The 11,990-nt window shown below is 65.8% G+C and carries 10 protein-coding genes; 5 read left to right on the top strand and 5 right to left on the bottom strand.

Features of this window, described 5'->3' with window-relative positions:
* The first annotated feature begins 289 nt into the window (after positions 1–289).
* Both AC5RTS_RS06715 and metG read left to right on the top strand, forming a co-directional pair.
* Positions 290–712, top strand: coding sequence for a hypothetical protein (locus AC5RTS_RS06715; RefSeq protein ID WP_493991291.1), 423 nt, complete (start codon positions 290–292; stop codon positions 710–712).
* 9 nt (positions 713–721) lie between these two features.
* A complete protein-coding gene (gene metG / locus AC5RTS_RS06720) occupies positions 722–2,281 on the top strand; it encodes a methionine--tRNA ligase (protein WP_493991292.1) in 1,560 nt (519 codons plus the stop codon).
* Positions 2,282–2,379: 98 nt separating this feature from the next.
* Here metG and AC5RTS_RS06725 read toward each other — a convergent pair whose 3' ends face one another.
* The 5 genes from AC5RTS_RS06725 to AC5RTS_RS06745 all read right to left on the bottom strand — a co-directional run bounded on the left by AC5RTS_RS06725 (position 2,380) and on the right by AC5RTS_RS06745 (position 8,365).
* Positions 2,380–2,901, bottom strand: coding sequence for a hypothetical protein (locus AC5RTS_RS06725; protein ID WP_493991293.1), 522 nt, complete (start codon positions 2,899–2,901; stop codon positions 2,380–2,382).
* 156 nt (positions 2,902–3,057) lie between these two features.
* Positions 3,058–5,559 (bottom strand): ABC transporter permease, encoded by a 2,502-nt coding sequence (locus AC5RTS_RS06730; RefSeq protein ID WP_493991294.1) that lies wholly within the window; start codon positions 5,557–5,559, stop codon positions 3,058–3,060.
* Between the two features lie 3 nt (positions 5,560–5,562).
* Positions 5,563–6,333 carry an ABC transporter ATP-binding protein gene (locus tag AC5RTS_RS06735; protein WP_493991295.1) on the bottom strand — a complete coding sequence of 257 codons (771 nt, stop codon included), beginning with the start codon at positions 6,331–6,333 and terminating at the stop codon, positions 5,563–5,565.
* 107 nt (positions 6,334–6,440) lie between these two features.
* Positions 6,441–7,112 carry a response regulator gene (locus tag AC5RTS_RS06740; protein WP_493991310.1) on the bottom strand — a complete coding sequence of 224 codons (672 nt, stop codon included), beginning with the start codon at positions 7,110–7,112 and terminating at the stop codon, positions 6,441–6,443.
* 68 nt (positions 7,113–7,180) lie between these two features.
* On the bottom strand, positions 7,181–8,365 hold the full coding sequence (locus AC5RTS_RS06745; protein ID WP_493991296.1) for a sensor histidine kinase: 1,185 nt from the start codon (positions 8,363–8,365) through the stop codon (positions 7,181–7,183).
* A gap of 123 nt (positions 8,366–8,488) precedes the next feature.
* Between AC5RTS_RS06745 and AC5RTS_RS06750 the strand changes: the two genes are divergently transcribed.
* The 3 genes from AC5RTS_RS06750 to AC5RTS_RS06760 all read left to right on the top strand — a co-directional run bounded on the left by AC5RTS_RS06750 (position 8,489) and on the right by AC5RTS_RS06760 (position 11,525).
* Positions 8,489–9,553 carry a 3-isopropylmalate dehydrogenase gene (locus AC5RTS_RS06750; RefSeq protein WP_493991297.1) on the top strand — a complete coding sequence of 355 codons (1,065 nt, stop codon included), beginning with the start codon at positions 8,489–8,491 and terminating at the stop codon, positions 9,551–9,553.
* Positions 9,554–9,614: 61 nt separating this feature from the next.
* Positions 9,615–10,721 (top strand): branched-chain amino acid aminotransferase, encoded by a 1,107-nt coding sequence (locus tag AC5RTS_RS06755; protein ID WP_493991298.1) that lies wholly within the window; start codon positions 9,615–9,617, stop codon positions 10,719–10,721.
* A 6-nt stretch (positions 10,722–10,727) separates the two neighbouring features.
* Positions 10,728–11,525 carry an MBL fold metallo-hydrolase gene (locus AC5RTS_RS06760; protein WP_493991299.1) on the top strand — a complete coding sequence of 266 codons (798 nt, stop codon included), beginning with the start codon at positions 10,728–10,730 and terminating at the stop codon, positions 11,523–11,525.
* Positions 11,526–11,990: the final 465 nt, after the last annotated feature.

Consider the following 11,990-nt stretch of genomic DNA (forward strand, 5'->3'; position numbering starts at 1 on the left):
ACGGCACCAACACCACTGCAGGGTCCTGGATTCCAGCCGCCTGGCTGCTGGTAGGAATAGCCTCCTATGCGGGCGTCTTCATCAATGCGCTGTTCCTGCAGGGCAGGGATGACCAATGGGACAGCACGCTGGTGAACGGGCTGGTTCTGGGTGTGCGGCAGCGGTCCTCACCGGGCTCATGGTCTTTGTGCCGGCGCGCCCGCCCGCACGGGCGCTCCGTGGCGCTGTCTATGCCGTTCCGATCGGCCTGCTGATGCTTCTTCAGCTTCCAACGGGGTCGATGGAGTTCATGGCCGCCCTTCTGCTGCCCTGGGCGCTGCTCACGGCCCTGTACGGCGTGAAGGGAGGGCTGCCCGCCGGGTGGGGCTATACGGCCGCTTATGCTGCAGCCGGGGTGGCCGCGTATTTGCTGATCGCGACCGTGTGGTTCAACGAACTGGTGTGGCTCATGCCCTTGCTGCCGGTTGCCCTGCTTCTGCGTCGTCGGTACCGGGACGGCAGGCTCAGGATGGGTATGGAGGTCCTCCTCGCGGTGCTGCTGGCGGCCTGTATTGCGGCGGAGTTCGTCATCCTGCCGCAGGGGGAGTCCTGGCTGCCATACCGCAGCATCGTCGGGACGGCCTGCACCATCAGCGTTTTCTACACCCTCGTCCTTCTCGGCCTCGCCCGCCTTGGCGGCACCGAAGCGACAAGCCGGACTGAAACAGGGTAATTTTCTTATGTGACTTCAACCGACTCCAAGACCCCGTTCTACATCACCACGGCCATCTCCTACCCCAACGGCCAGCCCCACATCGGGCATGCCTATGAGCACATCGCCACTGACGCCATGGCCCGCTTCAAGCGCCTTGACGGGTATGACGTGTTCTATATGACGGGTACGGACGAGCACGGGCTGAAGATGCAGCAGTCCGCGGATAAGGAAGGCGTGACCGCCAAGGAGCTTGCCGACCGCAACTCCGCCGCCTTCAAGCAGATGGAAGCGGACATGGGCACCTCCTATGACCGGTTCATCCGCACCACCGACGCCGACCACTACGCCGCGGCCCAGGCCATCTGGAAGCGGATGGAAGAAAACGGCGACATCTACCTCTCCAAGTACTCCGGCTGGTACTCCGTCCGCGACGAGGCCTACTACAGCGAGGATGAAACCGAAGTCCGCGAGGACGGCGTGCGTTACTCCAAGGAGACCGACACCGAGGTGACGTGGACGGAGGAGGAAAGCTACTTCTTCCGCCTCTCTGCCTACCAGGACCGGCTCCTGGCCCTGTACGAGTCCCAGCCCGACTTCGCTGCCCCGCGCTCGCGGTTCAACGAGGTGATCAGCTTCGTCAAGGGCGGGCTTGAGGACCTCTCCATTTCCCGCACCACCTTCAACTGGGGCGTGCCCGTTCCGGGCAACCCGGACCACGTGATGTACGTGTGGGTGGATGCCCTGACCAACTACCTCACCGGTGTCGGCTTCCCGGACACTGATAGTGAGACGTTTAAGAAGTACTGGCCCGCCGACGTCCATGTGATCGGCAAGGACATCTCCCGGTTCCACGCCATCTTCTGGCCGGCATTCCTGATGTCCGCCAAGCTGGAGCTGCCGAAGCGGATCATGATCCACGGCTTCCTGCACAACAAGGGCGTGAAGATGTCCAAGTCTCTGGGCAACGTGGTGGCACCCAAGGACTGGGCGGACCAGTACGGCCTGGACTCGGTCCGGTTCTTCCTGCTGCGCGAGGTGCCCTTCGGTGCCGACGGCTCGTACAACCACGACGCCGTCGTCGGGCGCATGAACTCCGATCTCGCCAATAACCTGGGCAACCTGGCCCAGCGTTCCCTGTCGATGGTGGCGAAGAACTGCGGTTCAGCGGTACCGCAGCCCGGCGCCTTCACCCCGGAGGACACTGCACTGCTGGAAGCCGCCGGCAACCTGCTGCAGATTTCCCGTGAGGCCTACGATGTCCAGGACTTCCACGGTGCGCTGGAAGCCACCTGGAAGGTCCTCGGCGACACCAACGCCTACTTCGCCGAGCAGGCCCCCTGGGTGCTGCGGAAGACCGACGTCGAACGCATGAACACCGTGCTCTACGTGACCCTGGAGGTGCTGCGGATCGTGGCCATCCTGATCCAGCCGGTGATGCCGGACAGTGCGGCCAAGCTGCTGACGGTCCTGGGCCAGGACGACGACGCCGCGCGGCAGTTCAGCGCCATCGCTTCGCCGCTGGTGCCGGGCATTCCGTTGCCCGCGCCCACGCCCATCTTCCCGAAGTACGAGGAACCGGCGGAGTAACTTCCAAGGCGGAGTAACTCCCGAGACGGAGTAACTTCCAAGACACAGGGAAAGCCCGCAGCAGACGTTTCGCTGCGGGCTTTCGATGTGTCAGGAGCCTAGGAGTTTGTGCTCAGGAAGCGCTCCACTGCCGTTTTCTCCATGACCTCGGCTACGGCTTCCTGCTGCCCGCGGGCCATTTCGATCAGCTCCTGCAGCCGCGCCGTATTGAAACGGTGATCGGTGCCGGAAAGCACCAGCAGGGTCCGCCACAGGGATTCCTTCATCCGGACCAACGACTGGAGGGATTCCAGTTCCAGCTGGCCGGTGGCGCCTCCGCCGGTGCTGAGGGGATTGAGCGGTCCCAACTTCCCGGCGGCCGCCCCCACTGCCGCGGCGGCTGCCTTGACCTTGCTGCGGGAGTAGCCCAGGGCATGGATAAGGGATTCGAGTTCGTCGCGCTCGTCGGAAATTTCCTCCACCAGCCGCGCGAAGGTTTCCTCGTACGGTGATCCTTCCCAGGTGCGCTGTGCGGCGGTAAAGAGCCGGACGCCGGTTTCGGCGCCGACCAGGTGGTCGTCCAGATACGCGGCGAGGTCTTCGCGCCCGGGGGTGAAGTGTCCGGGGGTGGCATGGGTCATGCTGATCTCCTTACGCCTGCAGGCTGCCGGGCCAACGGACCCGGGATAAGCCTGCTTAGTAATTTGTCCTTCCCAGTATCCTTGCAGATCCGCGGCCCGACCGCGAGGCAGACGCCCCGCAGCCGGGCCGCGGATGGGCCGGACCCTTGCTGCATGTCAGTCGGCGGCCAGCCCCGCTACGGGGGAGAGGCGTGCGGCACGCCGGGCCGGGAGCACCGAGGCGGCCAGGCCGGCAATTACGGCGACGGCCAGGACACCGAGCAGCTGCAGCCAGGGCAGTGCGAGTGTCACGGAGGCAAAGGAGCCGAGGGCGGATTGCGCTCCAAGCCACCCGTAGACGGAGCCCAGCACCGCGCCCATCAGAGCTGCGACTCCAGCAATCAGCACCGCTTCCAGTGCCAGCATGCCCCGCAGCTGGCCGCGCGTGAGGCCCATGGCCCGCAGCAGTGAGGACTCCCGCGTTCGCTCCAGTACCGAGAGGGACAGGGTGTTGGCGACGCCCACCAGGGCAATCACCACGGCGACGCCCAGCAGGCCGGTAACCACCATCAGCAGCACGTTGATGACCTGCTCATACGCTGCCCGCTCAATGGCCGCTCCGTCCACGGCGTAATCCTCCACATCCAGCCGCTCGGCCAGATCGGACCGCAGGTCCATCAGGGCGGTGGTGTTGAGCCCGTCCTCCACGGACAGCCAGATCTGGGGCAGCGGCTGATAACCCGCGGAATCCGGAAGCGGCGCGGGGCCGCCCAGAGCCGCTGCCGTGGCCGCAGTGATCAGCGGGCGCAGCTGCTTGCTTTCGGAGACCAGGACCTTCAGCTCCACGCTGGAGTCGGCACCGACAACCGTCAGGTTCTGGGCCTCGATGCCCTGGGGCATCAGGATGGTGTTGTCATCCAGCACCAGGTTGGAGTCCTGCAGAACCTTGGCAGCTTCGGCCGGGTCCAGGGCATAGACGTCGTAGGACCCGTACTGCTCAGTTTCGGTAGTGCCGGCCACGGGCACCAACACGGCCTCCTGCACCCCGTCAAGCGTGCCGGCGGTCTGCGCGTCTGCCGCAGTGAACGGAGCTTCCTGGGCAGCGACGCTGACATCCACCGGGTACTCCCCGGCCAGCACGTTGTCCAGCGACGTCCTGACCGTGGCTGCTCCGGTCATCATCATGGTCACCAGCGTGACCCCGATCAGCAGCGCGGAGGACGTGGCCGAGGTGCGCTGCGGGTTTCGGACCGCGTTGAGGGCGGCCAGCTTGCCGGGCACACCCAGCGGTGCGGCGATCCTGCCCACGGTCCGCACCAGTCCGGGAACAAACAGGGTGGCGCACATCAGCACGCCCACGAAACTGAGGATGCCGCCCGGAAGCGCCACCAGGAGATCCGAGGCGACCGCGCCGCCTGCGAGCAGGGCGCCGCCGCCTACCAGCAGCACCAGCCCGATGGCCAGGCGCACCCGTCCCCGCTTGGTGCCGGCCCGAACGTCGTCGGCAGGCCGGAGCGCTGCCAGCGGGGACACCGCAGTGGCAGCCCGGGCCGGGACCAGTGCGGCCAGGACGGTCAGCAGCACACCAACCGCGAGACCGACGACCACCGAAAGGGGTGAGACCGCCAGCGTGGCAAAGCCGCTTTCCGGGATGGTCTGCAGGTAGGCGATGATCCCGCCCACCAGGGCAACGGCGGCCAGCACGCCGGCAACGGATGCCACGATGCCCACCATCAGTGCTTCCACGATGACGGAGCGGCGGATCTGTGCCCGTTCGGCACCGATGCAGCGCAGCAGGGCCAGCTCGCGGGTGCGCTGGGCCACCAGCACGGAGAACGTGTTGGAGACCACCAGCGCGCAGACCAGTACGGCCACAGCGGCGAAGGCCAGCAGGATGATGGTCAGGGCATCATCTCCGCCGGTGTACATGGCCACCACTGCGTCGGTCTGTTCCGAAGCAGTACGGACAACAACCTCATCCATGCCCGCCGCGGCAAGCTTCTCTTCCACGGCCGCGCGTACCTCGTCCGCCTTGGCGCCCTCGGTAAGCGCCAGCTGGATGGTATCGAAGCCGTCTTCTCCGTTAGCGAATAACGCCGCTGTGGTGCCGCTGGCGTACAACTGGGGATTGCCCATGCTGCTCGGGTCGTTGGACGGTGCAAGGATGGCACTGACCGTCAACTCGGCTTTAGCCGTTTCATCGAAGCCGCCGGTGAGGCTTAGTACGGAGCCCGTCGACAGGCTCTCGCGCTCTGCGGTGTCACTGTCCACGGCAACCTCGCCGTCCGAAGCCGGGAGCGTTCCGTCGATGACCTCGCCGGGGAACAGTTCCGTGTGCTCCGGAAGGCTGTCCAACATGGCGTAGACGGTGTCACGGCCCGTGCCGAACCTGGCATAGCCCTTTTGGACGGGGTAGGTGCCCTCCACGCCGGGAAGGTCCCGCACCATGTCTGCGGTTTCCTCGGTAAGGATCACCGGGTCGGACCGGAACAGGTCGTTGTTGAGGACCAGATCCGCGTTCCGGTAGCCCTCGCCCACGCTCTGCGCGAGTGAGGCCTTGGACGAGGAATTAATGATCAGGGTGGCGGTAAGGAAGCCGACTGCGATCAGCACCGCCAGGGAGACCGCAATGAAGCGGCGGGCATTCAGGCGCACCTGCGCCAGGGCTACCTGCAACATGCGTCAGGCTCCCAGCTTGGTCAGGGCGGCTAGGACGGATTCGGGGGTGGGCTCGGCAATCTCGCCCACCAGCTCGCCGTCGTTCATCAAAACCACGCGGTCCGCATAGGAAGCTGCCACCGGATCATGGGTCACCATGATGATGCTCTGGCCCAGCTCCTTGGTGGAGCGGCGCAGCAGGGACAGGACCTCGGCGCCGGACTTGGAATCGAGGTTACCGGTGGGCTCATCGCCGAAGAGGACATCCGGGCGGGTCAGCAGGGCGCGGGCAACGGCCACACGCTGCTGCTGTCCGCCGGAAAGCTCGTGCGGGCGGTGCTTGAGTCGGTCGGTGAGCCCGAGCGTGTCGGTGATGTAGGCCAGCCACTCCCGGTCCACGGTGCCGTTCGCCAGCGCGACGGGCAGGGTGATGTTCTGTTCCGCCGTGAGGGTGGGAACCAGGTTGAAGGATTGGAAAACAAACCCCACGCTCTCCCGGCGCAGTCGCGTCAGCTCGGCGTCCTTGAGCCCGGTCAGCTCGGTGGCGCCGATCCAGATGCGGCCGGACTCGGCGGTGTCCAGGCCGGCCAGGCAGTGCATCAGGGTTGACTTGCCGGAACCGGAGGGGCCCATGATGGCCGTGAACGTGCCGGTTTCGAAACTGACATCCACGTCCTTCAGGGCATGGACGCGGGTTTCCCCGGTTCCGTAGGTTTTGTTCAACTGCTGTGCGGCAGCGGCCAGACGGGTTTTCCCCGTGCCGGGGACAGGATTGTGCTCTGCGAGTGTTTTCATACCCCATACGCTATGCGCCGGGCCGGGCCTGCCACATCGGGCCTGGGGACGGTCCCTTGCGGGCGTGTCTCATACCCTGGGTGGAAAGGTAGAGACCGGGAGCACCCCTAGGGAGCGACAATGCCCGTCTCATAGGCAATAACCACGGCCTGGACGCGGTCCCTGGCCTCCAGCTTGGCCAGGATGTGTCCCACATGGGTCTTGACCGTTGCCTCGGAGAGGAAAAGCTTCGAGGCGATCTCCGGGTTGGAGAGTCCCTGGGCAATCAGGGTGAACACCTCGTGTTCGCGCGGCGTCAGGGAAGCGACGGCAGCGGCATGCGGACTGCCGGGAGTCCCCGCCGTCCGCAGCAGGGGAGCAACATGGTCCAGCAGGCGCCGCGTAGTGGACGGGGCAATCACCGCGTCACCCCGGTGCACCGTGCGAATGGCCTCCAGCAGCTCTTCCGGAGGGGCATCCTTCAGCAGGAAGCCGCTGGCCCCGGCATGGATGGCGGAGAGGGCGTACTCGTCCAGGTCGAAGGTGGTCAGCACCACCACCTTCAGGTCCTCGTTGCGCACTGCACCCGCGTCCGCCGCCAGCAGTTTTGCGGTGGCTTCGATGCCGTCCATCCCCGGCATCCGGACATCCATCAGGACGACGTCGGCGCGCACGGCGGCCAGCGCTGCCAGGGCTTCGCGGCCGTTGCCGGCCTCGGCCACCACCTCGAGGTCCGGCTGGGAATTGATGAGCATCTTGAAGCCGCCGCGGACCAGCTGCTGGTCATCGACCAGGACCACACGGATGGGAGCGGCGGAAGGGGACGGCGTTTCGGACGCAGGGGTCCAGGGGGTATCCGGCACTGTGCCTAGGCCTCCGTATAGGGGATGAATGCTTCAACGCGGAATCCTCCGCCGGCCGCCGGCGCAGCCTTGAGGGTTCCATCGTAGAGCGCCAGGCGCTCGGCCATTCCCTTGATACCCTGGCCGCCGCCGTCGTCGTGAACGCCTGACGCGGCCCCTGCCCCGTTATCGGTGATGGAAAGAGCCAGGCCGCGGGGTGACCACTCCAGAGCCACCTGCGCCTGTACGCCCGAACCCGCGTGTTTCATGACATTGGTGAGGGATTCCTGGATTACGCGGTAGGCGCTCAGCTCGGCGCCGGGCGGCAACTGCCTGCGGGGTGTTCCGGCTACCTGTACCCGGACATCCACGCCGCCGCGGCGGACGGCGTCGACCAGCGAATCCACATCGGCCAGGGAGGGCAGCGGGCGGGTGGAGGCTGCTTCGTCACCGCGGAGCACACCGAGGAGACGCCGCATTTCGCGCAGGGAGCTCCGCCCTGTTTCGGCAATGACGCCCAGGGTCTGCGGGGCGACGTCGGGATCGTCGGCGCTCGCATACCGGGCGCCGTCGGCCTGGGTAATGATCACGGACAGCGAGTGCGCCACAATGTCATGCATCTCCCGGGCAATATGGCTGCGCTCGTCGGCCGCGGCCAGATCCCGTTCCTGCTGTCGTTCAACCTCCAGCCGGCGGGCGCGGTCGGCCAGGGCCTGAAACGCCAGCCGCCGGGTCCGGGTCAGGTCTCCGAACGCCCAGAAGACCAGGACCACGGCGTCGAGGGCAACGACATTGGCCACGATCTCCGGTGTGGACGTGTAGGAGGACGAGAAATACCGCATACTCAGCAGCACCGTTCCGACAAGTGCCAGGGCAAGTCCGCCGAAACTGGCCCAGCGGGGCGCGTAGGCGGCCAGGGCATAAATGGTGCCCAGCACGGTCAGATCGGCCGGCAGCGGTCCGTCGCCCATCACGGCGACCTGCAGCAGGCAGAAAGCGGCAGTGATGGCTCCGGAGGCGACAGGGCGGGTTCGGCGCCACGCCAGCGGAGCGATGATGCCCACGGAGAGGAAGCTGGCCAGCAGTGGGCGCTCAAACCCCATGAGGAGTGCTGCCGGCCCCAGCATCAGCAGGAGCGCCAGCATGAGCAGGGCGTCCACGGTGCCGGGGTTGGCCTGCGTCCAGGCATAGATACGTCGGTGCACGAGCATGGTTCCCAACTTTAGGGTGCTTTCTCCGTTCCCGCGTCATGCCAGGGGTGGAGGACAAGCCCGGGTGTTCACCATGTGAGATGACTTGTTCACCATCCGGACCATGTTCCTAAGATGGGCGTTATGAGTGAAGAACAGTCCAAAGTCATTTCCCTGGCCGTTATTCCGGGTGACGGGATCGGGCCGGAGGTCACGGCCGAAGCAGTGAAGGTCCTGAACAAGGTCACCGCGGGCGGGACTGCCCGGTTTGACCTGACGGAGTACGAGCTCGGAGCCGAGCACTGGCTGGCGACGGGGGAGACCCTGCCGGATGAGACCCTCGAGGCACTCAAGGCGCACGACGCGATCCTTTTCGGCGCCGTGGGTGCGGCCCCCGGGGATACAAGCATGCCGTCCGGGCTGATCGAACGGGAACTGCTGCTGAAGCTGCGGTTCAGCCTGGATCACTACGTGAACCTGCGCCCTTCCAAGCTGTACCAGGGCGTTGAGAGTCCGCTCGCAAATCCCGGGGACGTGGATTTCATTGTGGTCCGGGAAGGAACCGAGGGTCCGTACGCCGGCAACGGGGGAGTGCTGCGCGAGGGAACCCCGCAGGAGATCGCGACCGAGGTATCCCTGAACACCGCCTACGGCGTCGAGCGCGTGGTCCGTGATGCGTTCCGCCGGGCCTCGCAGCGGCCGCGGCGGAAGGTCACGCTGGTGCACAAGCACAACGTACTGGTGAACGCCGGCCGGCTGTGGAAGCGGACCGTGGAAAAGGTGGCCGCCGAATTCCCCGAGGTCACCCACGACTACCTCCATGTGGACGCCGCCACCATCTTTATGGTGAGTGATCCCTCACGGTTTGACGTCATCGTGACGGATAACCTGTTCGGCGACATCATCACCGACCTCGCTGCTGCCATCACCGGCGGCATCGGTCTGGCAGCGTCCGGCAACATCAACATGGACCGTACCTACCCGTCCATGTTCGAACCCGTACACGGTTCAGCGCCTGATATCGCCGGGCAGCAGAAGGCTGATCCCACTGCGGCCATCCTCTCGGCGGCCCTGCTGCTGGAGCATCTGGGATTCGACGACGAAGCCGGGCGGGTGCAGCAGGCCGTCGCCGCGGACCTCGCCGGCCGCGGCGGGAAGCGCCGTTCCACCGCCGAGGTGGGCGATGCCATCGCCGCCGCGGTGTCATAAGCTCGTCCATAGCCAATAAGTAGTCGTCGAACGGGTATTTGCCGTTCACCGTGGAGGAATCATGACCGTCAGCGCACTGGAATTTACCCAGGAGCTTTCCACCAACCCCAAGTCCGCCGCCGAGCGGGCGGCCATCCTGGCGAACCCGGGGTTTGGCGACTACTTCACCGACCACACCGCAGTCATTGACTGGAAGGCGGGGGAGTCCGCGGAACAGGGCTGGCAGAGCGCTCGCATTGAACCGTACGGCCCGATTTCGATCGACCCAGCCGCCGGCGTCCTGCACTACGGCCAGGAAATCTTCGAAGGACTGAAGGCCTACCGGCACGCGGACGGATCCGTGGTGACGTTCCGCCCCGAAGCGAATGCCGCCCGCTTGAACGCATCCGCACGCCGGCTGGCGCTGCCCGAGCTTCCGGAGGAACTGTTCCTGGAGTCCCTGCGCCGGCTGGTGGCCCTGGACAAGGACTGGATCCCGGACGGCGACGGCGCCGCCCTGTACCTGCGCCCGTTCATGATCGCCACCGAGGCGTTCCTGGGGGTCCGCCCCGCCCGTGAGGTTTCCTACCGCGTGATCGCGTCCCCGGCCGGCAACTACTTCGGCGGCGAACTGAAACCGGTTTCCATCTGGCTCTCCACCAAGTACGCCCGCGCCGGACGCGGCGGCACCGGTGAAGCCAAGTGCGGCGGCAACTACGCGGCCTCGCTCATCGCCCAGATGGAAGGCGAGGCCAACGGCTGCAAGCAGGTGCTGTTCCTGGACGAGTTCAATGACAACGCCGTGGAAGAACTGGGCGGCATGAACGTCTTCTTCGTCTTCAAGGACGGCCGTCTGGTCACCCCCGCGCTTTCCGGCACCATCCTGCACGGCATCACGCGTTCTTCCGTTCTGCAGCTGGGCCGGGACCGCGGGATGGACGTCCAGGAACGCAAGATCACCCTTGATGAATGGCGCGACGGCGTTGCCTCCGGCGAGATTACCGAAGTCTTCGCGTGCGGCACCGCCGCGGTCATCACTCCGGTGGGCCAGCTGAAGTCCGAAACCGAAGTCATCGGTTCGGCCGACTCAAAGCCCGGAGAAGTCACCATGTCCATCCGCGAGCAGCTGCTCGGCATTCAGACCGGCACCGTGGAAGACACCCACGGCTGGCTGACCCGGCTGGCCTAGCCGCCTATGTCTGCCACCGCACAACTTCCGGATTCCGGGCTGGTCCGCAGCAGCGGGATGAGCCGCGTCCGGCTCGCCCCGAACCCGGGGCCCATGTCCCTGGACGGCACCAACAGCTACGTTTTGGCTGCCCCGGGATCCGGAAGCACGGTGGTAGTGGACCCCGGGCCGCTGGATGAGGAGCACCTGCAGGCCCTGGCCGGTGCAGGAACCGTTGAACTGGTGCTGATTACGCACCGGCATCCTGACCACACCGAGGCCAGCCGGCGGTTCGCCGAGCTGACCGGTGCGCCGGTCCGCGCCCTGGACCCCGCGTACTGCATTGGAGCGGAGCCCCTCGTGGCGGATGAAACCATATCCGCAGCCGGGCTCTCCGTGCATGTGCTGGCCGCCCCCGGGCACACCTCGGATTCGGTCTGCTTCTGGCTGCCGAAGGACGGGGCCAACGGTTCCGTCCTGACCGGGGACACCATCCTGGGGCGGGGAACCACTGTGCTGGACTATCCGGACGGGACCCTTGCCGACTATCTGCAGACGCTGGAGATGCTCGCGGATCTGGGGGCGGCCACGGTGCTTCCGGGACACGGGCCCGTTCAGCCGGATCTCAGTTCCCTGGTCCTGACCTACCGGGACCATCGGGAGGAACGGCTGGAACAAATCCGTACCGCGCTCGACCACCTCGGACCGGACGCCGGCGCCGGGGATATTGCGGATCTGGTGTATGCGGATGTGCCGGCAAACGTGCGTGCCGCCGCGGAACTGTCCGTGGCTGCCCAGCTGGCGTACCTTCGCGGCAACAGCTAGGGGCACCCGGATTCGTTCCGCCCGGCCCCGGGTGCGGGTGTGGCGAGGACAACCGGCGCCGGGCTTGCGAGCCGTGCAGTATGTCCTAAAATGGATGCATCGAGCGAAACGGCGGCCCGCCAAATCCCGGAAACGGCATGTCGGGCAGCGTGAGGTAGATCGCTTCGAACCGGTTTGCAAGGACCGGGCGGGGTGTGTAAAGTAATTGAAGTCGCCGCGGCCGGGACGCTGGAAAAGCGCCCGAGCATGGCGGCCAACTCCCTTCAAAAATCAGAGTCCAACTCCCGTGCCCTTCACCGGGCAGGCGGAAAAGACTCCGGTTGATGCTGGGACCGGAACGGCGGTAAAACGCTTTTCACGGGGTTCCGTCCAGGAAAACCGGGAATTGCGGAAAACGCCGGAATGGAATAAGATAATAAAACATTGCAGCGAAGAAGAAAAGGAAAACAAAGTTTTCCCGAGTAT

This window comes from Arthrobacter sp. MDT1-49-2 (assembly GCF_059090185.1).

What these genes read in the sequence shown, in the direction of transcription:
- AC5RTS_RS06715 (WP_493991291.1), top strand. Translation starts at nt 290, where the DNA reads ATGGCCGCCCTTCTGCTGCCCTGGGCGCTGCTCACGGCCCTGTACGGC.
- AC5RTS_RS06725 (WP_493991293.1), bottom strand. Translation starts at nt 2,901, where the DNA reads ATGACCCATGCCACCCCCGGACACTTCACCCCCGGGCGCGAAGACCTC.
- AC5RTS_RS06730 (WP_493991294.1), bottom strand. Translation starts at nt 5,559, where the DNA reads ATGTTGCAGGTAGCCCTGGCGCAGGTGCGCCTGAATGCCCGCCGCTTC.
- AC5RTS_RS06735 (WP_493991295.1), bottom strand. Translation starts at nt 6,333, where the DNA reads ATGAAAACACTCGCAGAGCACAATCCTGTCCCCGGCACGGGGAAAACC.
- AC5RTS_RS06745 (WP_493991296.1), bottom strand. Translation starts at nt 8,365, where the DNA reads ATGCTCGTGCACCGACGTATCTATGCCTGGACGCAGGCCAACCCCGGC.
- AC5RTS_RS06750 (WP_493991297.1), top strand. Translation starts at nt 8,489, where the DNA reads ATGAGTGAAGAACAGTCCAAAGTCATTTCCCTGGCCGTTATTCCGGGT.
- AC5RTS_RS06755 (WP_493991298.1), top strand. Translation starts at nt 9,615, where the DNA reads ATGACCGTCAGCGCACTGGAATTTACCCAGGAGCTTTCCACCAACCCC.
- AC5RTS_RS06760 (WP_493991299.1), top strand. Translation starts at nt 10,728, where the DNA reads ATGTCTGCCACCGCACAACTTCCGGATTCCGGGCTGGTCCGCAGCAGC.